At 66.4% G+C, this 22,477-nt stretch carries 15 protein-coding genes; 7 read left to right on the top strand and 8 right to left on the bottom strand.

Translation table 11 applies throughout. The features are described from left to right. Positions 1-175: 175 nt before the first annotated feature. Positions 176-661 carry a DinB family protein gene (locus ACOYYX_RS20005; protein WP_422923052.1) on the bottom strand — a complete coding sequence of 162 codons (486 nt, stop codon included), beginning with the start codon at positions 659-661 and terminating at the stop codon, positions 176-178. 1,286 nt (positions 662-1,947) lie between these two features. Between ACOYYX_RS20005 and ACOYYX_RS20000 the strand changes: the two genes are divergently transcribed. The 5 genes from ACOYYX_RS20000 (at position 1,948) to ACOYYX_RS19980 (ending at position 8,791) form a co-directional block, all read left to right on the top strand. Further along, complete coding sequence (locus ACOYYX_RS20000) at positions 1,948-2,223, top strand: hypothetical protein (RefSeq protein WP_422923050.1); 276 nt, start codon at positions 1,948-1,950, stop codon at positions 2,221-2,223. Positions 2,224-2,781: 558 nt separating this feature from the next. After that, positions 2,782-5,301 (top strand): DUF1549 domain-containing protein, encoded by a 2,520-nt coding sequence (locus tag ACOYYX_RS19995; protein WP_422923049.1) that lies wholly within the window; start codon positions 2,782-2,784, stop codon positions 5,299-5,301. 38 nt (positions 5,302-5,339) lie between these two features. Further along, positions 5,340-6,680: a DUF1501 domain-containing protein gene (locus tag ACOYYX_RS19990; protein ID WP_422923047.1), complete on the top strand. Its 1,341-nt coding sequence runs from the start codon at positions 5,340-5,342 to the stop codon at positions 6,678-6,680. Between the two features lie 31 nt (positions 6,681-6,711). Beyond that, entirely contained in the window at positions 6,712-8,364 is a 1,653-nt protein-coding gene (locus ACOYYX_RS19985; protein ID WP_422923045.1) for a PPC domain-containing protein, read from the top strand. Positions 8,365-8,425: 61 nt separating this feature from the next. Then, complete coding sequence (locus ACOYYX_RS19980) at positions 8,426-8,791, top strand: cupin domain-containing protein (protein WP_422923043.1); 366 nt, start codon at positions 8,426-8,428, stop codon at positions 8,789-8,791. A 30-nt stretch (positions 8,792-8,821) separates the two neighbouring features. On the opposite strand, the gene ACOYYX_RS19975 is transcribed toward ACOYYX_RS19980, so the two are convergent. From ACOYYX_RS19975 to ACOYYX_RS19945, 7 genes are all read right to left on the bottom strand, one after another. After that, positions 8,822-9,457: a DUF1501 domain-containing protein gene (locus ACOYYX_RS19975; RefSeq protein WP_422923041.1), complete on the bottom strand. Its 636-nt coding sequence runs from the start codon at positions 9,455-9,457 to the stop codon at positions 8,822-8,824. Beyond that, on the bottom strand, positions 9,454-10,020 hold the full coding sequence (locus ACOYYX_RS19970; protein WP_422923039.1) for a DUF1501 domain-containing protein: 567 nt from the start codon (positions 10,018-10,020) through the stop codon (positions 9,454-9,456). Before ACOYYX_RS19970 ends, ACOYYX_RS19975 begins: the two co-directional genes overlap by 4 nt. Before the next feature lie 54 nt (positions 10,021-10,074). Further along, complete coding sequence (locus tag ACOYYX_RS19965) at positions 10,075-11,469, bottom strand: DUF1800 domain-containing protein (protein ID WP_422923037.1); 1,395 nt, start codon at positions 11,467-11,469, stop codon at positions 10,075-10,077. Between the two features lie 64 nt (positions 11,470-11,533). Then, positions 11,534-11,971 carry a sigma factor-like helix-turn-helix DNA-binding protein gene (locus ACOYYX_RS19960; RefSeq protein WP_422923035.1) on the bottom strand — a complete coding sequence of 146 codons (438 nt, stop codon included), beginning with the start codon at positions 11,969-11,971 and terminating at the stop codon, positions 11,534-11,536. Between the two features lie 267 nt (positions 11,972-12,238). Beyond that, positions 12,239-15,124, bottom strand: a complete 2,886-nt coding sequence (locus tag ACOYYX_RS19955; RefSeq protein WP_422923033.1) for a sigma-70 family RNA polymerase sigma factor — start codon at positions 15,122-15,124, stop codon at positions 12,239-12,241. Positions 15,125-15,251: 127 nt separating this feature from the next. After that, positions 15,252-18,089: a sigma-70 family RNA polymerase sigma factor gene (locus tag ACOYYX_RS19950; RefSeq protein ID WP_422923031.1), complete on the bottom strand. Its 2,838-nt coding sequence runs from the start codon at positions 18,087-18,089 to the stop codon at positions 15,252-15,254. A 141-nt stretch (positions 18,090-18,230) separates the two neighbouring features. Continuing rightward, positions 18,231-21,107 (bottom strand): sigma-70 family RNA polymerase sigma factor, encoded by a 2,877-nt coding sequence (locus tag ACOYYX_RS19945; RefSeq protein WP_422923030.1) that lies wholly within the window; start codon positions 21,105-21,107, stop codon positions 18,231-18,233. Positions 21,108-21,483: 376 nt separating this feature from the next. Here ACOYYX_RS19945 and ACOYYX_RS19940 point away from each other — a divergent pair, with 376 nt between their 5' ends. Beyond that, complete coding sequence (locus tag ACOYYX_RS19940; RefSeq protein WP_422923028.1) at positions 21,484-21,723, top strand: hypothetical protein; 240 nt, start codon at positions 21,484-21,486, stop codon at positions 21,721-21,723. A gap of 410 nt (positions 21,724-22,133) precedes the next feature. After that, the gene (locus ACOYYX_RS19935) at positions 22,134-22,442 is read left to right on the top strand and encodes a hypothetical protein (RefSeq protein ID WP_422923026.1); all 309 of its coding nucleotides are present in this window, start codon (positions 22,134-22,136) and stop codon (positions 22,440-22,442) included. Positions 22,443-22,477 lie beyond the last annotated feature (35 nt).

Below are 22,477 nucleotides of genomic sequence, written 5' to 3'. Positions count from 1 at the left end.
GTCCTAGTTGCCGAGGTTCGGGCTTCAATCCGCTGCGTTTTCGTACGACAAAAAGACGGGCGTCATCCCTCGCGTGTGCGAGGGATGACGCCCGAGTGAAGATCGTGACGTTGTCTACGACCGAGTTTAACTTGTGCGAATCCTGGCTCGCGAGGGGTGCCGAAACCTCTTGCGATCAGATCACGACGGGCTTATTCAACTTCCGACGCAGGGCGACGAACTGGCCCGTGTGCATCAGGATGTGGCCACCGATGGCGTTGAAGAGGGCGGCGACGGTGGGGGCGTAGGGGATGCCGGTCGGCTGATCGAGTTGCTCTTCCGGTAGGGCATCGAGCACCGCGAGCGTCGCCTTGCGCTGCGCCGCCCAGAGGTCGAGGTATTCAGCCTTGGTCAGGAACGTGCGGGAGCCACCCGGGGGCGCCGTCTTCAGGTCGTGGGGCTCCATGAATCCGTCGGGCAGGGTCGGGGAGGCGCCGGGGGAGACCCGCTCGACGGAACGGAACTCGGCGTTGATCAAGTGGCCCACCTGGAGCGCGAGCGGATTGATCCCGGCGATCGCTTCTATTTGAAAATCCTCATCGGAGAGGTCGTCGAGGTAGGCCTTGACGACCCCTTCGCTCATGGCGAGGCTCATGCGGATCACGGACTTTGCGTCGGCCATTTCGTCGTGCGTCCTTTCATCCCGGCGAGTGTTCACGACCCGGGAGGGCTTCGAGGGACCGTCATTCCGCACGGGCCGGATGGGGTGATGTCTCGACCGCGGCGGAACCCGCAGCCAGGGTGATCCCTCACGCACCACCTGTCAATGGTCCTGCTGCGTGAACATCCCTTTGAGTGCCAAGGACCGTTCCAGGGTCTCGTGAACACGGCTCTAATTAAGGGGAAGCCTCGACGCCGGACTCATCGACGGAGTCGGCCCGACGTTAGCGGCTCGATGTCGAGTCGATCCCATCTGTTCCCGCCAGTTCCACCGAAAACTCACATCCAAGAGCACTGCTATCGACGGAATTCGACGCCCACTCCCCCGGGTTTCAGCCACTTCGGGATACTCCGTGACCCTAATAGCATGGGGCTGTTCAGTAGGCTGAACAGTAGATGCCGGGCGATTTGTCGAGGTTTGGTTGTCCGGATTTCTCAAACGATATTCCGGCGTAACCTTTTAAAATTAAGTGGTTTATGGTGATTCGGAATTTCTGTTGACAAGACCGAGATTGGGCGGGATACTTACGAATGAAATGGACATGCGTTCAGTATTATTGTTGGGTCTTGGGGCGGCTCTCGCGGTTCTAGAGGGACCGATCGTATTAAATGTTAATATAAATAGTTTTATTTTAAATTAAATATTTTAATTAATTATTTTAAACATGAATAAGGTGAGCCCGATTCTCGGGTCCGAATGATCTCGCGAGGAGGGCTCATCGCCTCAACAACAACGCGGAGCAGGTCTCCGGTTTCGCCTTGCGGATGGATGTTCGGGAAGTTCCCTCGAAGGACTCAATTCATCACGCTTAGGAGGACTTGCAGGATGGCACCCCCGAGGAAGAACCCCCCGGTTCGTCTGGTGACTGGCCCGTATTGCGACCGATGCAATCGACCCATCGTCGGGCCGGCGATCGAGGTGGGATTTCGGGATCGTTGCGTCTCATGCTTGCTGCGAGGCAACGTGCTCATCAACTACGCGATCTGGCAGCAGAGGATGATGACAGCGGCGTCGACGGAGGAGGATTGTCCCGTCTCCTGAATCGATGAGGGCGGGGGCTGTGATCAATCCGGCGGATTCGTGAGGAATCGCCCGCGCGGATGGGAACTGGACGACGCCGGCGCGCATCAATATAAGAAATGCTGGCCGGCGTCGTAAACTGGAATGCACCTCGAGAGCCGTTCATAGGGCCGATTCCGCGCCGATGATATGACGATCGGGTGGAGGGGCCGGAAGGGGAGGTTTCGATGTTGACGTCGATCGCCTACGACATGCTCGTCTCCTATGCGGTGACGCTCGGCGAACTCTTTCAGCCCGACGGTGGGGATGACTTCCTGAAGTCCTTCCGGGAGCGTGAGTATCTCGACGCCCATGACGACCTGTTCGGCCACATCTGGCAAAACTTCGGCGGACGTCTCGAGGTCGGTAAGCTCATCGTGACCGCGGACAACGAGGGCCAGGTCACGCTGCGGCTCCGCGGTCGCACCCCGGCCGGTTGGCTGGCAGGGCCCGGCGCCAACTGACTTTGATCGCGATTGGAATGCGAAAAGTCGCTATTATCCGGATGACACGCCTGAGGAAGGAATTGGGGTTAGATGAAAATATGAACTCGCGAAAATGTGGTAGGATAATTGAAATTTGTTCGATGCAGGAAGTCGCACTGATTCCGCCGCGGATTTGTGCGACTCCTTTGTGCTTCGTGTGACAGTGGTGAAAACAATGTACTGATTGTTCATAATTTGATGGATTTTTCGATCTCTGGCCGTGGGGCGGTTTTACGGTGCGTCGCCATTTTATGGGCCATGCGGCGGGAAATTTCTTGCGATGCGTCGTCCTGGGGCCGACAATCCTTGTCGTAGGTGGAAGATTCCCGTGGTAGACTCTCCATCGAGCCATCCCTTCGAGGGGCCCGCGAAGACGCCCCCGATCGGCTCGATCGCCCCGCAGAAGCTTGCATTGACAGCCTGACGCGTTCGACGAAGATAGGACCGACGACGTCGGATTGACGCAATCCTCCCGCAGAAGACATCCCGCCGCATTGCTTTGAGCTCGGTACGATCCCTCCACAGAAGACCTGCCCTATGAACCAGCATGCTCGCACCCGCGACCTGGCTCCTCGCTGCTTGATTCGCTCCGGTTCAAATTTTGTTTTGCGTTGGATGGGTGTGGGCATCATCGCATTGGGCCTCGCTCGAGACGCAAACGCTGATGGCCCCGCGGTTTCTGCGATCGAGGTCGTCCCCAGGGCCCTCGAGCTGCAAGGTTCCTCGGCCCGCCGGCAGATCCTGGTGATGGGGACCGTCGACGGCCGTCGCGTCGACCTGACCCGCCGGGCCCGCGTCGAGTCGAAGGATCCAAGGGTGGTCGCCATCGCGACCGATGGCGTCGCCCGGGCCCTCGGTGACGGCGAGACGACACTCGTCGCCAGCTTCGGGGGGCAAGAAGTCCGGGCGACCGTGACGGTGAAGGGGATCGGCGAGTCGCCGACGCCGACCTTCGAACGCGACATTGTGCCGATCCTGACGAGGGCCGGATGCAACGCTGGGGCCTGCCACGGCAAGGCCCGCGGGCAGAACGGCTTCGCGCTCTCCTTGCTCGGGTTCGACTCTGACTTCGACTATGCGGCAATCGTGAACGAGGCGAGGGGCCGCCGCGTCTTCCCGGCCGCACCCGATCAGAGCCTGCTCATCCTGAAGGCCGAGGCGAAGCTGCCGCACGGCGGCGGGCGGAAGCTCGAGCCCGAAGGCGAAGGGGTGGAGACGCTCCGTCGCTGGGTCGCGGGGGGGATGCCGCGAGATGCGAGCGAGGCCCCCCGGTTGTCGAAGATCACGGTGGATCCGACCGAGCGGATCATGACGAACCGGAGCGACCAGCAGCTCGCGGTCATGGCTTATTACAGCAATGGCACGAGCCGGGACGTCACGCACCTGGCCGCGTTCCAGTCGAACGAGAGCGCCATCGTGGCGGTCACGCCCGACGGCCTGATCAAGGCGGGGCCGATCCCGGGAGAGGCCGCGATCACCGCGCGGTTCGGCGACAAGTTCGCGACGTGCGAGGTCACGATCCCGATGGCCGGAGATGTCTCGCCGGGCGTCTATGCGGCCTTGCCTCGCAACAACCTGATCGACGGCCTGGTCTGGGCGAAGCTCGAGCGCCTGGGGATCACCCCCTCGGGGCCTTGCGACGACGCCACGTTCCTGCGGCGGGCCTCGCTCGACGCGATCGGGCGTTTGCCAAATCCCGAGGAGGTCAGGGCGTTCCTCGCGGATACGTCGCCGGACAAGCGGTCGGCCCTCGTCGATCGCCTGCTGAAGCGTCCCGAGTATGCCGACTTCTGGGCGAACAAGTGGCTCGACCTGCTGCGTCCCAACCCCTATCGCGTGGGGATCAAGGCGGTTCTAAACCTCGACGGCTGGGTCCGCGACTCCTTCAGGCGCAACGTCCCCTATGACGAGTTCGTCAGGTCGATCGTCTCGGCGAAGGGCAGCACCTTCCACGAGGGGATCGTCACGGTCTTCCGGGATCGCCGCGACCCCGACGAGATCGCCCCGATGATCAGCCAACTCTTCCTGGGCATCCGGCTCGACTGTGCCAAGTGCCACCACCACCCGTTCGAGGTCTGGAGCCAGGAGGATTTCTACAGCTTCGCTGCCTTCTTCGCGAAGATCGGCCGCAAAGGGGCCGGCCCGTCGCCGCCGATCTCGGGCGAGGAGGAGATCATCTTCGCGTCCAAGTCGGGCGAGGTGACGCACCCCCTGACCGGCAAGGTGCTGCCGCCCAAGCCCCTCTTCGGCAAGATCGCCGAGGCCGGCGTGACCGACTCTGACCTCCGCGAGTCGCTCGCGAAGTGGATGACGAGCGACGACAACCCGTACTTCGCCGAGGTCATCGTCAACCGCGTCTGGACCGAACTGATGACGCGAGGGATCGTCGAGCCGGTGGACGACCTCCGGGCCACCAACCCGGCGAGCAACAAGGCCCTGCTCGAAGCCCTCGCGGCCGACTTTCGCCAGCACCGCTATGATCTCAAGCATCTGATCAAGACGATCATGACGTCTTATGTCTACGGGCTCGTCTCGGATCCGATCGAGGGGAACGCCCCCGACACCAGGAACTATTCGAGGCACTATCGCCAGAGGCTCCGCGCCGAGGTCTTGCTCGATGCAATCTCCGATGTGACCCAGGTGCCCGACACATTCGACGCCTCGCCGCCGAATTCGAGGTCGATGGCGATCTGGACGCACCGGACCCCTTCGCTCTTCCTAGACACGTTCGGCCGGCCGGACCCGAACCAGGATCCGCCCTGCGAGCGGACCTCGGATACATCCGTCGTGCAGGTGCTGCACCTGCTCAATTCTCCCGAGCTGCACAAGAAGGTGACGAGCGACTCGGGACGCGCGGCGAAGCTGGCGGCCAGCGACAAGGCCCCGGCGACGATCGTGGAGGAGCTGTACTTGCTCGTCTATGGCAGGCTCCCGAGCGTGGAGGAGCAGGGGATTGGCCGCGAGCTGTTTGAACGCCCCGGCGGCACCCGGCGCAAGGCGACGGAAGACCTGCTCTGGGCCCTGTTCAACTCGCCCGAATTCATCTTCGAAGACTGACGATCGCCCGCCCTTCGGTTTGGAAGGAGAGTTCCGTCATGGCAATCCACACGAACTGCGAGTCTCGCACGCGGCGCGACTGTCTTCGGCTCGGCCTCGGCACCCTGATCGGCGGCGGCCTGATCGACGCCCTACGCCTCAGGGGCATGGCCTCGCCCGAGCCTGGCGTGAAGGCTTCGGCCCCGGCCATGCCGACGAACTGCATCCTGATCTGGCTGGACGGCGGGCCGAGCCACTACGAGACGTTCGACCCGAAGCCGAAAGCCCCGTCGGAGATCCGGGGCGATTACGAGACGATCGCCACCAAGATCCCGGGCGTCCAGTTCTCCAAGCATATGCGCCGGATGGCGTCGATCTCGGATAAGCTCGCGGTCGTGCGCTCGATCCGCCACGACCAGGGGAACCACGGCGCGGGCAATCATTATATGATGACCGGAGCCCCGCCCCGGATCCCGGTCGGCTGCGGGGCCTTCGTGAGCTTCCACCCGAGCCTCGGCTCGGTCACGGCCCACGAGCGAGGGGTGCAGGGGGGGCTGCCGCCTTACTTCTCGATCCCGAGCATGACGAGGTCGGGCGGGCCGAACTTCCTGGGGGCGAAGTATGCCCCGTTCGTGGTCGCCGACAACCCCAACTCCAAGGACTTCCAGGTCCGCGACGTCGCCCCCCCGCGAGGCCTCGAGCTGGATCGGTTCGACGCCAGGAAAGGGCTGCGGGCCCAGGTCGATCGCTTCCGCAGGTTCACCGACAAGGCAGCGGCCGACCCCGCACTTGTGCTTGACGACTATTATGAGCAAGGATACAACCTGATGTCGTCGCCCGAGGCGCGTCGGGCGTTCGAGATCGGCTCCGAGCACGAGAAGATCCGCGACGACTACGGCCGCAACGCGTTCGGCCAGCGCTGCCTGCTGGCACGCCGGCTGGTCGAGTCGGGCGTCCCCTTCGTGACCCTGCACGAAGGGGGATGGGACCATCACGTCTCGATCTTCGACTCCCTGAATCGCAAGCTCCCCCCGTTCGAGAACGCGATCGCCGCCCTGATCGAGGACCTCGACTCGCGAGGCCTCCTGGACACGACCCTCGTCGTGGTCCTGGGCGAGTTCGGGCGGACCCCGAAGATCAACAAGGACGCCGGCCGCGACCACTGGTCGAACGCGATGTCGGTGGTCTTCGCCGGCTGCGGCACGCCGGGGGGGACCGTCGTCGGCGCGACCGACGTGCGCGGCTATACGGCGGTCGAGCGGATCCTCAGCCCCGAGAACTTCGCCTCGACCATCTACACCAAGCTCGGCATCGACCCGGGCAAGATCTACTACACGCCGAACGGCCGCCCCACCCACCTCGTCAGCGACGCGACCCCCATCGCCGAACTGATGGGCTAGGCCGAGCCCCCGCCAAGGATCTCCCCCGACCATGCTCATGCTCCGTCCTCGGCATGCCTGCCCGCTCGGCGTCCTGCTCGCGATCCTGCTCGAGGCCTCGGCGGTGGCGAAGCCCCCCAGCCTCGAGCATCTCTTCCCCGCCGGGGCGCAGCGCGGGCAGTCGGTCGCGGTCACGGCCACGGGCAGCTTCGACCGCTGGCCACCGCTCGTCTGGACTGATGGAGAAGGCGCGGACCTCGTCGTCACGCCCGAGAAGGACAAGGGGAAGCTGACGATCAAGGTCGCCCCCGACGCCAAGGTCGGTATCCACTGGATCCGGATCCACGACGAGGAAGGGACGACCGATCTCCGCCCGTTCGTGGTCGGCCTGCTGCCGGAGGCGGTCGAGGCCGGGTCGTTGAGCATCGCCGACCCGCCTCATGTCACGATCAACGGCACGCTGGCCAAGAAGGGGGAATCCGACCAGTACTCGGTCCATCTCCTCAAGGGGCAGACGCTGCTTGCGACCGTCGATGCGAACCAGGGGTTGAAGTCGCCGATGGACTCGGTCCTGCAGGTGGCCTCGGCCGAGGGGTTCGTGCTGGCGCAGAACGACGACGAGCACGGCATGGACCCGCAGATCGCCTTTGTTGCCCCCGAGGATGGCAATTACCTCGTGCGGATCTTCACCTTCCCGTCCGTGCCCAACAGCACGATCGCGTTCGCCGGTAATGCGGCGTACATCTACCGCCTCACGCTGACGACCCGCGGCTTCGTCGATTTCCCCTATCCCATGGCGATTGCCGGCGATGCCGGGGCCACGGTCGAGGCGTTCGGCTGGAACGTCCCCGAGTCGGCTCGTAAGCTCCCGATCACGTTCAAGGCCGATGAGCCGGTGGGGACCGTCATCCACCCCGAACTCGGCAACGCGATCGAGGTGCGTCGGGCCTCGGGCCGCTCCGAACTCGAGCACGAGCCGAATGACCTGGAGCATCCCCAGACGATCGTCGTCCCGTCGATGATCAGCGGGCGCCTGGAGCAGGCCAAGGATCGGGACGTCTTCGCCTTCCCCGCCAAGAAGGGGGAGGCCCTGACCTTCCGGCTCGAGGCGAGGGTGCTCGACTCGCCGCTCGACCCCGTGCTTACCATCGTCGACGCGACGGGCAAGACGCTGGTCGAGGCCGACGACGCCCGCCGGAATCGCAACCCCGAACTCCTCTTCTCGGCGCCCGAGGATGGCACCTATCGCCTGATCGTCAGGGACCTGAGCGATCATGGCGGGGAGCGCTACGTCTACGGGATCGAGGCGACGGCGACCGTCCCCGACTTCCAACTCAGCGTAGGGACCGAGTGGTTCACGGTCGAAAACGGCAAGACGCTCAGCCTGCCCGTCACGATCGAGCGCAAGAACGGGTTCAACCGGCCGATCGAGATCCGGCTCGAGGGGTTCCCGGCGGGCGTCGAGGCCACGTCGGTCCGCTCAGAGCCGGAGGGGGATAGCTCCAAGGCCGTGACACTCACGCTCACCTCGAAGGGGACCGCCGGCTCCGCGCCCATCCAGGTCGTCGGCAAGGCCGTGGGCGGGCCGAAGGTCGAACGGCTGGCGCAGCTCCCCGCGCCCGGCCGACTTGCCTTGCCGGCATGGCTCACCGTGCTCAAACCGGGTACGGTAGCGACTCCGGTGGAAACCAAGGCGAAGAAGTGAGGCGGGCCGGATCGGCTCGTCTCCTCGACCGCAGAGAACCACAGCAGCAGGGGAGCGAACGATGCCCAGGATCATCGAGGGGCCGACGCGCATCGAGGCGGCCGGGAACAAGCCGAAGCTGATCGATGAATACGTCGGCCGGGTGAATTCCAAGGATACTCAGGCGAGCATCGCCCACATGCGGAGCCCCGGCGGGTGGGTCGAGCCGGGACAGACCCCCGAGTTCGACGAGTACACCGTCGTCGTCAAGGGGCTCCTTCGCGTGGAGCATCGCGACGGCGCGATCGACGTGCGGGCGGGGCAGGCGGTGGTGGTCTCGGGGGGCGAGTGGGTCCGCTACAGCACGCCCGAGCCCGAAGGGGCGGAATACTTCGCGATCTGCCTGCCGGCCTTCTCGATGGAGACGGTGCATCGCGACCCGGAATGAGCCGCGATGCACCATCTCTTGTTCATCATCTCAGGCCTTGAGGATCGAGAGCGGGTCGAAGGCCCCGTTCAGGGGGGTGCGGCTGGGGACGCCGAGCCAGCTCTCGAGGATGGTGGCGTAGACGCGCCGGAAGTCGACGGTCATCTTGAGGTCACCGTCTTCGAGGTCCAGCAGGCTGGGCATCGGCGCGGCCAGGCCCGGCTTGACCCCAGGGCCGGCCAGGAAGAGGGGCCCGGCCGTGCCGTGGTCGGTCCCCGACGAGTCGTTCTCGGCGACCCGACGGCCGAACTCGCTGAAGCCGAGCACCAGCACCCGCTCGGCCAATCCCGAGGCGGCCAGGTCGTCGAGGAAGGCCTTCAAGGCCGCGGAGAATTCGAACAGCAGGTTCGAGTGCGACGGGAGTTGGCCCGAGTGGGTGTCGTAGCCCGACTGGCTCGTGTAGAGCACCCGCGCCGAGTAGCCCCCTTTGAGGAGCCTCGCGGCAAGCCGGAGCTTCTCGGCCAGAGGCGACGACGGATAGCGCGTGCCGGCGTCGCGATCCTTGGCCAGCTCCGCCATGCGGTCGGCGGTGGCGTAGGCGTCGAGGGTGCTCCGGCGCACGAACGCGGCGAGGTCGTCATCCCCAGCGGAGACGCCTGCGGCCGAGATCGGGGCGTCGAGGATCATGTCGTCGAGCCGTTCGAGGGTCGACGAGGCCGCCAGCCGGCCTCGCAGGGCCAGCGGCGGTGCTCCCGAGCCGAGGTAGAGCGAGGGGGCTGGCCGTCGGCCGGGCGAGGCATCTCGTCGAGCCCGCGGCCGAGCCAGCCGGGGCCGTCGTGCTCCTCGGGGTCGAGCCGGGCCGACTGCCAGATTGCCATGCTCTGGAAGTGGGAGCGGTTCGGGTTGGGGTAGCCGACCCCGGGGACGATCGCCAGCCGGCCCGACTCCAGCAGGGCCGATGCAGCTCGCATCGAAGGATGCAGGCCGACCTGATCGTTGATCTTGAGGATCTGGTCGGTGGGAAGTCGGAGCACCTTGCGATGCTTGGCGTAGCCCTCGTCGCCGAACGGGACGACGGTGTTGATGCCGTCGTTGCCGCCGTCGAGCTGGATCACGACCAGGACACGGCCGTCGCGTTCCGGTGTCGTTGCCCGGGCGGTCCTGGCGAGGAAGCCGGGCACGGTCGGGGCCAGGGCGATGAGCGAGGAACCCCGCAAGGTCGCATTCAGGAAGCTGCGTCGCGAGAGCATCCGTCCCTCCGATATGGCTTGTGGCTCAAAGTCGAGAAATGTTGAAGGCATCAATTATTGAAGCTGGGCCTCGGGGGAGGCGACGATCAGGGCGGCGGCCCGCCGGGCGAGGTCGGGGCCCCAGGAGGAATCGGGGCCGAGCGCGGCGGCGATGCGGTCATGCCAGGCTTGGCTCGGCGGGCTCCCGAGCAGGAGTTCCCCGCAGAAGGCGATGACCCCGTCGCGGTCGCGGGCCCGTTCATGCTGCTCGGCCAGGACGAGGAGGTCGACGGGCGTTGGTCGGCCGATGCCTCGGCCGTCGACGAGCGACGCCGCGAAGTTGGCCCGGCCGATCACCGCGCGGCTGGAGAGCCAACCGCGCCCGCCGGGCCAGCCTCCGACGTTGGGGGGATAGAAGAGGTCCTGGCCGAGCCTGGCGGCCCAGTCGGCGAGGACCAGGGTGCTCGGGGGCGGGTCGAGCATCTCGAAGGCCCGGATCGGCCCGAGGACGTATTCAATTGGGCCGAGCACGCGGGCCTGGATGTTGGACTCGTCGAAGAATCGTCTGGAGCGGAGGATCGTGGCGACGGCCTTGCCGATGTCGAGCTGATTCCGGCGGAGGAACTCGGCCAAGGAGGCAATCGCCGCGGCGTCGGCCGACTTCTCGCCGAGGAACGTGCGGCAGAGCCTCTTCGCGAGGTGCTCGGCGGCGGCCGGTTGCTCCAGGAGGATCTTGAGGAGGTCGTCGCCCGACCATGTCCCCTTGCGACCCAGGATCGACTTCTCGCCGGGGTCGTGGCGGGTGGCGACGGGGCGGAAGGCCCCGTCGTTGAGGGTCCAGCCGGTCAGGGCGCGGGCGGCTTCCTTGATGTCGGGCTCGGTGTAGTGGCCGATCCCGAGGGTGAAGAGCTCCATCAACTCGCGGGCGAGGTTTTCGTTGGGATGCCCCTTGCGGTTGGCCGGGGCGTCGAGCCAGATCAGGAGGGCCGGGTCGTGGACGACGGCCCCGAGTAGGGTGGCGAAGCGGTCGCGCCCATGGGTGCGGAAGAGCTCGTTCTGCCGCTTCATCGCGGCGAGGTTATCGACCTTGAGGTTGCTGGTGGCGAAGTGGTCGTGCCACATCAGGGTCAGGCGCTCGCCCAGCGGGTCGGGCCCGAACATCATCCGGTAGAACCACCAGGCCTTGAGCCGCGCGGGGTCGTTGGAGGCGACGGCGGCGTCGGCGAGCAGGCTGGCGGTCGAATCGAAGTCGGTCGGGACGCCGTAGGCCCGGCTCTTGCCGTCGAGGAGGCGCGAGACGCTGGCCTCGGGGCCGTCGGCCAGGTCGCGCTCGGCTTCCTCCCAGGTGGCCGCGAGCCCCGCGCGTCGGTGCAGGTGGACGACGCGGCGGCGGTCCCAGGGGGCCTCGGGGGTCGGCGTGTAGGGGGCCCAGGCCTCGTCCATCTTGATGGCCCCTTCGTTGGCGATCATCGCGGAGTCTCCCCTTCCGGATCCAAACGATTGGCTTGGCTTGAGTTGAAGCCCCATCTCTTGGTCACAATCCGCCCGAGTCGGTCGAGGTTCGCATCCGACCGGCTCTCGTCGACGAGGCCCGCTTCGAGATGAGGTCGCCCTTCCGTCCTGCTTCGCCCGAGACGAGGGCCACCGCGGCCTGGGTGGTCGCGACGATGAGGTCTTCGGGGACGCTCGCCTTCGCCTCGCGGCGGATCAGGGTAAGCAGCGACCCGGGCGCGAGCCGAAACCCTCGCCGGGCCAGCGCCCTGCGGAGTCGCGCCCGGCCTTCCTGGAGCGAGTCCAGGGTCGCGATTTCGTCCACGCCGCAGGCCCTGGCGGCCTCGTCGAGCCCGAGCCCTTCGAGGTCGCAGAGGACCAGGGGGATCCGCAAGCGCCCTGGCAGGCGGTCGATCTCCGCGTGGAGCGACTCCTTCAGTCGGGTTCGGTCCTGGTCTTCCGTCGAGGGCGTCGGGGGCATTTAGAATGGCCTTCCTCTCGCGAAAGCGAGCCGCCACGGCTTCGTCGTCGGCCAACGTCCTCACGCTCACCTAAATAGAGAGGGGCCGACCCCGATTCCCGACACGAAAAATCGGAAAAATTTTGAAGGGCTTTGGGGGTGGCTGCGTCGGGAGCCCTCCGAAATCCTTTGAGGTGGGTACTTCGCGGCGAAATGGCGACGGCCCGCCCGGCGCGTGTTGCACGCCGGGCGGGCCGTGAATTTGGTGTCGGAGGCTTTGGCCGGTCGTCACTTCGCATGGACGTCGCCCAGATCCCTGGTCTCGCCGGGCTGGATGACCACCCCTTTGACGACGTGCTTCGACCGGATCATGGATTTGTCCTCGAGTCCCAGGCTGTAGGAGAGGCCCGGGGCCAGGCCTTCGATCCGGAATCGGCCCGAGTCGTCGGGGATGATCCGGCCCGACATGCCCGCTCCGTTGCCTCGGAGGTGGCCCGCACGAGGTGCGCCGGGAGGGGCTTCCTCGAAGACGAGTTGCGCGTCCTTGCGGGGGAGGCCGTCGGCGTCGACGAGCCGCCCGGTGAGGGTTCCCCAGGGGACGAGCGTCACCGTGGCGGGCGTGGTCTGATCCCCCTTCACCTCGAGCGAGCCGGCGAGCTTCTTCCCCTCGTGGAGGAATTGAAGGTGCCGTGTCTTGCCCGGCTCCATCCCGGTCATGGTGAAGGACGAACTTGGCAGCGGCTCGTTGCTCCAGTAATTCATGGCGAAGAGCCCGCTCACCATGCAGCCGGCCAGCGGCTTCGAGTCGGGGCCGAGGATCGTGCCGGTCAGCGTGAGGCCGGGGTCGAGCGTGAGGTCGCAGCGCACCGACTCGGCCCCCGACGCGGGGTCGATCCCCGCGAGTACGTGATAATTCACGAGTACGCACATATAGGGATGAGTGTCGAGCAGGCCGTTGTGGTCGTCGTCCGGGAATTTCTCCGCCCCGACGCTCACGAGGTAGCTATCTTTGTGGGCCCTGGCGCCGACGACCCCCGGGCCGGGGATGGCGATGAGGCGGAAGACCCCGTCCTGATCCGTGTTCACGCCATAACTCATGGCCCTGCGGAAGGCGGCGGACTCGTCCAGGTGGGGGTTGTCCGAGAAGACGAAGTAGTCGATGTGTGCCCGCACCGGCTTGCCGGTGGCCTTGTCGATCACGCGTCCTTCCACGCGGACGCCCCTGGTCAACTCGAAATCGACGCGGCCGGGCGTCGCCGTGTCTCCACCACTGACGTTAGAGGCCTGCTGGGAAGGCAGATTGGCCTGATCTTCGGGAGGCAAGGCGAGCAGCGTCCCCTCGCGTCCTCTGGGCAGACCTTCGAGGCGGTAGTGCCCCCTGGCGTCGGTGGTGGCCTTCAAGTTTTCGATCAGATTGAGGGGCAGGGCGGCCTCGGCGCGGATCGTGACCCCGGCGAGGGGCTGCTTCGTCTGCCGGTCGACCACGACCCCTTCCAGCGGGCGACTCGGCCCGGCGACGTGTTCCAACTTCGCGCCGAGGTAGGTCACGTCATCCGAGGCGCCTGGGTGGCGATAGGAAGGGACCCGGATCGTGGGCATTTCTCGGGTCGCCATGTTGACCCCGGCCGACTCGATGCCGGGGCCTTCGATCACCAGGGCGGCGAGGCGCTCGCGGCCGATCCCCTTGATCTCGAAGTGACCGGCGTCGTCGGTCTGGATCCGTACGATCGCTTTCAGGGCGTCCCGGTTCGAGAGCCAGATGTGGAGGTGATCCGACTCGACGTCGAAGCCCGACTTACGCTCGAAGAGGACCCGCTGGAAGTCCGTAAGGTCATTCCTCGCATTCATCTTGATGCCGATGATGCGGGCGGTCGCCCCGACGACCGGCTTCCCCTGGGTGTCGATGACTCGCCCCCGGATGGGGAGGTCATCGGCCACGAGGAGCATGGTCAGGGCCTCACCCTTCGTATTGATGGGATCGCTGATGGCGAAGCCAAGGCCATCGGCCAGTGCGATCAGGCGGTTCGACTCCGCCACGTGCGCCAGATCCCGGAGATCCTTCCGCGTAATCTCGCAAGCGAAGTCTCCCGCGGCGTCGGAGACGGCCAGGGGTTTTGGACTCAAGCCCTCGGATCGAAAGGAATGAACCAGGAAGACGCGAGCCCCCTTGAAGGCCCGGCCATCGGGCCCGAGCACCTTGCCGCGAACCGGGATCAGAGCCTCATCCGAGGGTTGGAGTTTCGCCTCCTGCTTGCTGACAATCGCCGCAGGAGGGGGAATCTGTGTCTCGGCCTGCTGGGGAGCCTCCCCGCGGATCAGGGCCGCCGCCGCGACGCCTCCCAGGCCCGCGAGGACGAGCAGGCCGGCGACCCCTGCCTTGATCTTGAGGCGGGTCGTCCAGGAGAGCGTCAGCTTGATGAGTCGCGAGGCATTGGCCGAGACCAGGGCCGTGGTGGAAACTCCCAGCACCAGGGCGTTGGCAGCCCTGGCCGTGGCGAGCGACCAGGCCTCGGGCACGGCGGCCGAGGCGACTTCGCCCAGGCAGGTCGCCATGCCGGTCGTCGTCAGGGCGAGCCCCCGTCGGCTCAAGCGAGACCGCAGGCGGGCCCTCCCTTGAGAGAGCCGGCCGCGGACCATCCCCTCGGTCCAGCACAACTGCCGCGCGGCCTCTTCTCGCGAAAGCCCTTCCAGATCACAGAGGACCATCGGGAGCCGCAACCGCTCCGGCAGACGGCCGAGCTCGTGGTGGACGAGCGAGCGGAGCAGGGGATCGCCGGAGGGAGTGGAGGTTGCGTCGGGTGCGAGTTCGGCCGCGTGCCGCTCCTCGGCCTGGCGACGGGCGTTGTCAAGGTTGGCCCGGAGGGCGATGTTGTAGGCGACGCGGTGCAGCCAGCCGCCGAGGGAGTCTCGGCCGCGGATCGCCGTGGCCTTGTGGACGAAGACGAGGAAAGTGGACTGGAAGGCGTCCTCGGCCTCGTGGGGATCCTTGAGGATCGCCCGGCAGGTCCCGAGCACCATGCGGCCATGCCGCTCGAGCAGGGCCCGGAAGGCCGACTCGTCGCGGTCGGCGAGGAACCGATCCAGGAGCTGCCCGTCGGTCAGGCCCGACGCCGTCCCCTGGTCGAAGAGACTGCGAAGGTCGCGCAAGACCACCCCCCGCTCGACTGTCGTCATGGCACCGCCTCCAGGCCTCGTTGAGTGTCGTCACCCATACTGATGGCCCGGGGCGGGTTCGCGGCATGACTTTTCGACTGCGTGCGGGGGGTAAGCGTCTTCGGCCTCCTTTTCCACGTCGCTCGGCTCAGTTCTGGGGGGGGCGAGTCTCGCGGACATCTCCCCAGTCGACAGTCTCTCCCGGCTTGATCCTCCACCCGATCTTGGAAAGGTAGCCGGAGGTGTCTCGCCGCGTGGATTTGATGGCGACGTTCACCTGATAGTCGACGTCGGCGATGACGTTGTCGAGTCGGAACCGACCATCGGAGTCGGTTTCGATGCGGCCTCCGGTTTGTTCGTAGTTGATGGACCCTCGGCCTGTTTTCCGATTCAAAGAGTAGTACGTGAGCAACTCGACGCCCCCGCGCGGCTTGCCATCCTCGTCGACGAGCCGGCCGACGACCGAGCCGGTCGGCTCGAGCTTGACCTGCAAGGGGCTCGCCTCGTCCCCCTTGAGCGTGATGACCTTGGCCAGGTGTCGATCCGCATGGACGACCGCGAACTGCTCACTGAAGCCGGGGTCGCGAAGGGCGAGCGTGAATTCGGTCCTCGTCTCCGGGGATGGGCCGAGGTTCGCGACTTCGAAGCCGACGAGCCGGCTGCCGGCGACGGCCTTGCCAGCGGGATCGACGACCTGGAGCGTCTGCTTCCGGCCGGGCACGAGGAGGACGTCGCACTTCGTCGGCTTCGTCGTGTCGGATGACGTCTTGAAGACGACGAGGCCCTGATAGTTGTGCATCTGGTAGGGGAAGTTGGCCGCGTGCAGGGTCCTGGCGGCATCCTCGGGCGAGAGGGGCTTGGCGGTGAGATGCCAGGGGGTCCGGGTCTGCACCGCGATGAGCCCCTCGCCGGGCAGGGCGACGACGCGGAATCGCCCGGCCTCGTCGCTGATCGCCTGGAGGTCGTCGCTCACGTTGTTGTTCAGGCCCGGGTAGCCGGGGTTCTCGGCGAGGTGGGGATTATCGCGGAAGGGGAGATACTCGACGTGGGCCCCGGCCACGGGCTGGCCCGTGCCCTTCTCGAGGATCCGCCCTTCGACCACGACCCCCTTGAATAGCTCGAAGTCGACCGTGATCGGGGTCAGGCCCGGCTGATCCAGGGCCGACTTCATCGTCCGATGGTAGGGCATGCCGTCGGCCCTGGCGATGACCTCCAGGCTTTTTTGCTTGGGCAGGCCCGTGAGTTGATAATGACCTTGGGCGTCGGTGATCGCCTCGCAGAGCATCCACGCGCTGACCCGAACGCCGGGAATGGGCTTCTTTGTTTCGCGATCCGTCACCGTGCCTTTGATGGTTCGTCCCGGCGTGGCCAGGAGTTCCATGCTGGGCCCCTGGAGCTTGCCCTCGTCCTTACCCGGCATTGGGACGGGGAGGTCGCCTTTCAGGTCCGTCGTGATGACTGAGCCGAAATGTCGGGTGATCGTATCCCCTTCGATCATCAGGAAGCCGATGCGGTCGCGGCCGAGGCCGGTGAGGCGGAAGCGGCCGGAGGCATCGGTTCGAGTCGTGGGCAAGGGGCCGTGCATCCCGAGGAAGAGGCGGTTCCTGATCCTGCCCCAGATGTCGCCGTTGGGTTTGCCGTCGTTGCGTTTGAGCCTCTGGATCCAGGCGGCCGAGTCACCATCCGGCACATTGACGAGGTCCCCGACCGAGACCCGCACATCGGGCACGCCCCGGCCTTCGAGGTCGATGACCCGCCCGACGACCGGGATATCATCGATCGCGAGCCGGATTGTCTGTTCTGCTTCGAGTTTATTGGGATCGAGGTTGATCCACCCCGGGCCATACCCATCGGCCATGGCCGCGATGCAGGCTTGATCCGAGTCCAGATCCGGGAGTAGTTCACCCCGTTCGACCTCGAACCGGAATCGGCCGTCGGCATCGCTGGTCGCCCGCACGAGAGCGGTCGTCGGGATCGGCTTGAGCTCATCGGCCCTCGGGCGAACGTAGACCTTCGCGCCGGGGAACGGCCGGCCATCCGGGGCGAGGACACGGCCATGCAGTGTCACCTTCGAGGCGTCCGCCGCCGTCTCGACCTTCGAGACCTTGATGGCTTTCGGCTGGATCGCGGGGGCAGGCTCCGCTTGCGGAGGATTGTCGTAAGCCTGGGCGATCCCCACGCCGGCCATGAGGACGACCATCAAGGCGGCCGCCACCTTGAGCTGAGCGGCGAGCATCGCCCGAGCGACGCGGCGGGTCAGGGCCGAGGCGATCGTCCGTCGCAGCCCCGGATCCGCGGCGGCGAGGCTCGTCGCCCGGATCCATGCGATCGGGGCCGAGCCCGCCGAGACTTCCCAGCTTGCGGCGATGGTCGCGAGCGCAGGGGCCAGGCCGCGTCGGATCAGGCGAGAGCGGAGCAGGTTGCGGCCCTCGGCCAGTCGCCGGCGCAGGGTCGCCTCGCCGCAGAAGAGCTGTGCGGCGGCCTGGGCGTGGGTCAGGCCCTGGAGTTCGCAGAGGACCAGGGGGTGTCGGTATTTCTCGGAAAGGCGGTCCAACTCCTCGTGCAAGACGACGCGAGACTCGTCCTCGACGTTGCCCTTACCAATCTCAAGACTCAGGAGGACCGCGTCGCGTTCCTTGCTCCGTCGACGGGCGGCGTCGGCGTTGGCCTGCGAGGCGACCCGCCTGGCCACGCGATGGAGCCAGCCGCCGAGGGCCTCGCCGCCCCGGATGCCCCCGGCCTTCTGGGCGAGCAGGAGGAACGTCGCCTGGAAGGCATCCTCGGCGTAGGCCGGGTCGATCAGGACGTCCCGGCAGACGGCCAGGACCATCGGCCCGTGGCGCCCGACGAGGACCTCGAAGGCGGAGCCGTCGCGTTGCCGCAAGAAGCGGTCGAGCAACTGGGCGTCGGGGAGGCCGGCGACGGTCCCCTCGTCGAACAGCCGGTGGATTTGCCGCAAGGCGGCGCCAATGGTCCCGCTGGACATGGGGTTAGTCTCCTGATCCCTTCGTGGAAGACGCTCGAACGGCCCTCTCGCCGCTCGACCATGAAAGAGGGATGCAGGAGGTTCGCCCGATCATTTTTCCTCGCAACTCGAGGGAGGAGCCCGGCCCCGCCCGGTCGGGTCTCAGGGATAGGGTTTGATGACGATGTCGCCGAGGTCGCGTGTCTCGCCCGGCTTGAGGGTCAGGTCTGCGGCCGTCTTCTGGCCTTCGAAGATCCGCTCTTTTTTCGCGAAGGTCAGCGTGGCTTGCAAGCCGGGAACCAGGCCGGGGAGGCGGAATCGGCCATCGGCGTCGGATTGCGGCTTCGGCTTCAGGAGTCCCTCGCTCCGGCTCATATCCGACCCCTGGCCGTCGGTGTAGTAGGAACCGAGCCGCACGCCGCTCATCGGCTCACCCTGCGCGTCGACGAGCCGTCCGCAGACGGTCGCCCAGGGTTCCAGCTTGAGGGTTCCGGGGCCTTCCGCGTTTCCCTTGAGGCTCAGGAACCCGGCGAGGCTGCGGTCGGGGTGGCTGGCCAGGAGGCATCGCCCCGCGTTCGGGTCGAGCCCTTCGGCCTCGAAGTCGCTCGATGCCAACTCGCGAGCTTCATCCATGCTGTTGGTCAGGCCCGAGACCCTGGCGCCGGCGAGGGGGTGGCCTTCAGGGTCGATGAGCCTGACCGGTCGCCGGATCGACGGCTCGAGCCGGATTTCGCAAGGGGGGCCCGGATCATCGAGTTTCGGATCGATCCTGGTGTACGAGTGGAAATAGGCCATCGAGATGGCCCCGACCTGTTTCTTGCCGCTTTCGTTGGCCTTCGAGGGGCTCTGCCGCCAGTCGAGGTAGCGGTCGCGGAGGGTCCCCTGGAGTTGGATGAGCATGGCGCCGGGGCCGGGTCCGACGACCAACTCGAACGTGCCGTCGCGATTCACGGGATTGCCGGCCATGACGTGATTCATCCAGTCGCCGGACGGGGTGTTCTCATAGAAAGTATTTCCCGGTCGAGGCCGGTAAATGAGCAGGACGTCATTCCCGCTGACGGGCTTCCCCGTGGCATGATCCACGACCTTGCCGCGGACGGTCACGCCCCGTTCGAGGGTGAAGTCGAGCGTTGCCTGGGCGTTCCCGTTCTCCGGGCCGATCGAGCGGCTGACGGGGACGAAGGGTGACTTCTGCGGCACGAATGCATCTCCACGGATCCGGACCCCGACGGCCAGGCCATCGAGCGAATAACGACCCTGGGCGTCGGTCGTGGTTGAGATGTCCTGGTAGTGCCCTTCGCTATCGCCCGAAGCCCGTACCGTGGCGCCGGCGACGGGATTGCCATCGCGATCGCGCACGGTGCCCGAGAGCGAGCGGCCGGGGGCGACGAGCAGCGAGAACGTGGCTCCCTGCACCTGGATCCCCGAGAGGTTGGGACGTCCTTCGTTCGCCCGGGTCTCGGTCGCGTCGGCGTTGAGCGCCCTGGCGTCGAGGCCGGGACGGGTCAGGACCTCGACCTCGGTCTGCTCGATACCTGGGCCGCTGACGTCGAACTCGACGACCCGCTCCCGACCGAGGCCTCGATAGCGGAACCGCCCCTCGCCATCCGTCGTGACGGTCCCGGGCAACTCGGCCATGTCGGCGTCGAAGAGCGTCTCCTCGACTTCCTTCCAGATGTCGCCGCCGACCTTCCACGCCGCCAGATAGGTGTCGAGCGTCCCGCCCCGTGGGAGGTATACCCGCTTGAGATGGACCTTCGCATTCGCGACGGGCCGGTTCTGGAGGTCGAGGATCCGGCCCTCGATGGGGGCGTCGTCGGGCGAGAGCTGCAACCGGAGGTCGGCGTCGCCGGTCGGCTTCCCCGTCGCGAAGCCGAAGCCTGGGGCCGAGGCCACCACGGGCCGCTTGCCCCAGGCCTCGTTGGCCTTCGCGCCGGGGGCGTTCAGGGTGAAACGGCCGTCGGCGGTGGTTTTCGCCCGGGCCCTGGTCAATTTGGGATCGTCCGTCGGCCGGTGGTCGTATCGGACGACGGCTCCCGAGACCGGCTTGCCGTCGGGGCCGACGACGGTTCCTCGGATCACGAGGTCGTCCCTCGCCTCGGCCTGGTCTTCGCGAGCCGGGGTCGACACCTCGCGCAGCGCGAGCGCCGAGGCCGCTTTGGGGCGGGGGCCTTTCGCATCCTCGATGGGACCGCCGACGCCCGCCCATCCGATCGCGGCGCCGGCGAGCGAGATCGCCAAGGCGATCGCGAGCTTCCCCCGGATCCAGGGCAGGGGGGCGAGGAGCCCGCTCGTCAGGGCGGCGGTCGAGGCCGGCAGGGCCGAGCCTCCGAGCGTGGCGACGGCCAGCCGGACCGTGGCCGCGGCCCAGGCGTTCGGGATCGCCGCGTGCGCCGACCGCGAGAGGTTGGCGGCGATCGCCGGGACCGTCAGCGCGAACCCGCGACGAGTCAGGCGATGCCGGAGCAACTCCCGACCCCGCTCGAGCCGATGACGCACGACCCACTCGGTCCAACCCAGTTGCAAGGCCGCCTGCTGTCGGGTCAGGCCCTGGAGGTCGCAGAGGATGAGCGGCAGGCGATGCTTCTCGGGCAGGTTCTCGAGCTCGGCATGCAGGATCGTCCCGGCCTCGTCGTCGAAGACTCCCGCCGGGCGCCGGGACGCGGCGAGTGCCCCGGCCTCCTGTTCGCGGATCCGCCTGCGGCCGAGGTCTCCGTGGGCCTGGAGGGCGATCCGGTAGGCAACCCTATGGAGCCAGCCTCCGAGGGCGTCGTGACCCCGGATCGAGCGGGCCTTCTTGACCAGGACGAGGAAGGCCGCCTGGAAGGCGTCTTCCGCGAGGTGGGCGTCCTTGAGGACGGCCCGGCAGGTCCCCAGGACCATCGGGCCGTGACGCTCGACGAGGATCGCGAAGGCCCGCTCGTCGCCGCCGTCCGCGAATCGCTCCAGGAGCGTGGCGTCGGACGAGCCGACGCTGGTCCCCTCGTCGAAGAGCCGGTGGATGTCCCCGATGGCGACCCCGAGTTGCGCCGTTCCCATAGTCCCCACTCCTGCCCAAAGGTTTCGGTTCCAACCCTACTGAGGGGAGCCGTGGAGCCGCCGGCGCACGCAAATCTCGAAAATACCAGAATCGGGATGCGACGGACCTCGCCCGTTCAAGAAATGCGACGCAACGCCGTCTTCGTCAAAGGTTGTCAATCCGGGGCCGAGGCGGTCTCGGCTCCGAACCCTCGCCGTTATTGAACGTGTCGCCGATCGGAGCTCGCAGGCCGACACGTCGCTCGAATGCCCCTGCGATCCGCGGCAGGTCGACAGCCACACCGTCCGCCCGATTGGGGCGTCGGGACGCCCTGCGCCAGGGGACGATGGCGATCGCTTCACGAGATGAACACCTCTCTTGATCGGGGCAACTTGAATGACACCGATGAACTTCGCCCGTCGCCAGTGCCGTCCCTTCTCCCTGGAAACGGAGCTGGAGGAGCTGGAGCCCCGCATCCTGACGTCGTCCATGCCCCTCTCCGCGAGCGAGGCGGTCGGCGCGAACTTCGCCGCCGTCTCCGCGGCCCGTCGCGCGGGGATGATAGGGGCGAGTTCCGCGCACTCGCAAGGCATCAACACGCCGGCAATCCTCGCGGTCTCTTATCATCAAGAGTGACATCGCGGGTTGATGCAGATCGGACGGTTAGTGCTTCGATACTGAAATCGATGAGATTTAAACGATCGAACTAATGTAAATTATGAACACCTCAATTTTTAGAATTGTATTGATGTAGTGTCGGGAGCTTGCATGCTTGAAAGGAGGCGTGCCGGTCAGAGTTTCTCCTCGTCATTTTTTGACATGGCCTCTTGAATCAACGAATTCCCGAGGCTATTTTGGTAGCGTTCACCTTCTCCATCTTCGAAGCACTCTCTCAAGACACGGCTTGAATCGGGTCTGGAACCACCATGCTCATGTTGGCCCGACATTCTTGCACGCGGCGCACGCCCTGGGTGCTGTTAGCACTCGCGGTAGCGTATCTCGTCGCGCCGACCTCGGCGCGGGCGGGCTGCGGGCGGGATGTTGGGATGGGCGGGCATCGAGCGATCGACGCGGTGGCCGGGCTCGGAGAACTGAAACTCCTTGACCAGGAGTCGGGCCAGCCCCGCCTCCCATTCAAGCGGCCTTGTTCGGGGCCGTCCTGCTCCCAGGCCCCGCTCGCTCCTGCCCCGACGCCGGCCCCGGTGTCGGTCTTCCCCCGGATGGATCAATGGGGCTGTCTCGCCTCGCCTCCGTCCCCTCCCTCCCTCTCGACCCGACGCCTGCTCGCCAGCGATGACGTCGCTCAGCCGACGCATGTCGGAGTCCGGCTCGATCGCCCGCCCCGCGCGGCCTGACGCACGCCCGTCCCCTGTTCGGGGTGCTGCGCTTT

Origin of the sequence: Singulisphaera chitinilytica (assembly GCF_049331405.1) — a bacterium.
Classification (GTDB): Bacteria; Planctomycetota; Planctomycetia; order Isosphaerales; family Isosphaeraceae; genus PoT.
This window is presented reverse-complemented; position numbering and strand designations above follow the sequence as displayed.

Excerpts from the sequence above, each read along its gene's own strand:
- ACOYYX_RS19970 (WP_422923039.1), bottom strand. The coding sequence starts at position 10,020 with ATGCTCTCGCGACGCAGCTTCCTGAATGCGACCTTGCGGGGTTCCTCG.
- ACOYYX_RS19980 (WP_422923043.1), top strand. The coding sequence starts at position 8,426 with ATGCCCAGGATCATCGAGGGGCCGACGCGCATCGAGGCGGCCGGGAAC.
- ACOYYX_RS19950 (WP_422923031.1), bottom strand. The coding sequence starts at position 18,089 with ATGTCCAGCGGGACCATTGGCGCCGCCTTGCGGCAAATCCACCGGCTG.
- ACOYYX_RS19995 (WP_422923049.1), top strand. The coding sequence starts at position 2,782 with ATGAACCAGCATGCTCGCACCCGCGACCTGGCTCCTCGCTGCTTGATT.
- ACOYYX_RS19955 (WP_422923033.1), bottom strand. The coding sequence starts at position 15,124 with ATGACGACAGTCGAGCGGGGGGTGGTCTTGCGCGACCTTCGCAGTCTC.
- ACOYYX_RS20000 (WP_422923050.1), top strand. The coding sequence starts at position 1,948 with ATGTTGACGTCGATCGCCTACGACATGCTCGTCTCCTATGCGGTGACG.
- ACOYYX_RS19960 (WP_422923035.1), bottom strand. The coding sequence starts at position 11,971 with ATGCCCCCGACGCCCTCGACGGAAGACCAGGACCGAACCCGACTGAAG.
- ACOYYX_RS19945 (WP_422923030.1), bottom strand. The coding sequence starts at position 21,107 with ATGGGAACGGCGCAACTCGGGGTCGCCATCGGGGACATCCACCGGCTC.
- ACOYYX_RS19935 (WP_422923026.1), top strand. The coding sequence starts at position 22,134 with ATGGGCGGGCATCGAGCGATCGACGCGGTGGCCGGGCTCGGAGAACTG.
- ACOYYX_RS19940 (WP_422923028.1), top strand. The coding sequence starts at position 21,484 with ATGACACCGATGAACTTCGCCCGTCGCCAGTGCCGTCCCTTCTCCCTG.
- ACOYYX_RS19965 (WP_422923037.1), bottom strand. The coding sequence starts at position 11,469 with ATGATCGCCAACGAAGGGGCCATCAAGATGGACGAGGCCTGGGCCCCC.
- ACOYYX_RS19985 (WP_422923045.1), top strand. The coding sequence starts at position 6,712 with ATGCTCATGCTCCGTCCTCGGCATGCCTGCCCGCTCGGCGTCCTGCTC.
- ACOYYX_RS19975 (WP_422923041.1), bottom strand. The coding sequence starts at position 9,457 with ATGATCCTCGACGCCCCGATCTCGGCCGCAGGCGTCTCCGCTGGGGAT.
- ACOYYX_RS20005 (WP_422923052.1), bottom strand. The coding sequence starts at position 661 with ATGGCCGACGCAAAGTCCGTGATCCGCATGAGCCTCGCCATGAGCGAA.
- ACOYYX_RS19990 (WP_422923047.1), top strand. The coding sequence starts at position 5,340 with ATGGCAATCCACACGAACTGCGAGTCTCGCACGCGGCGCGACTGTCTT.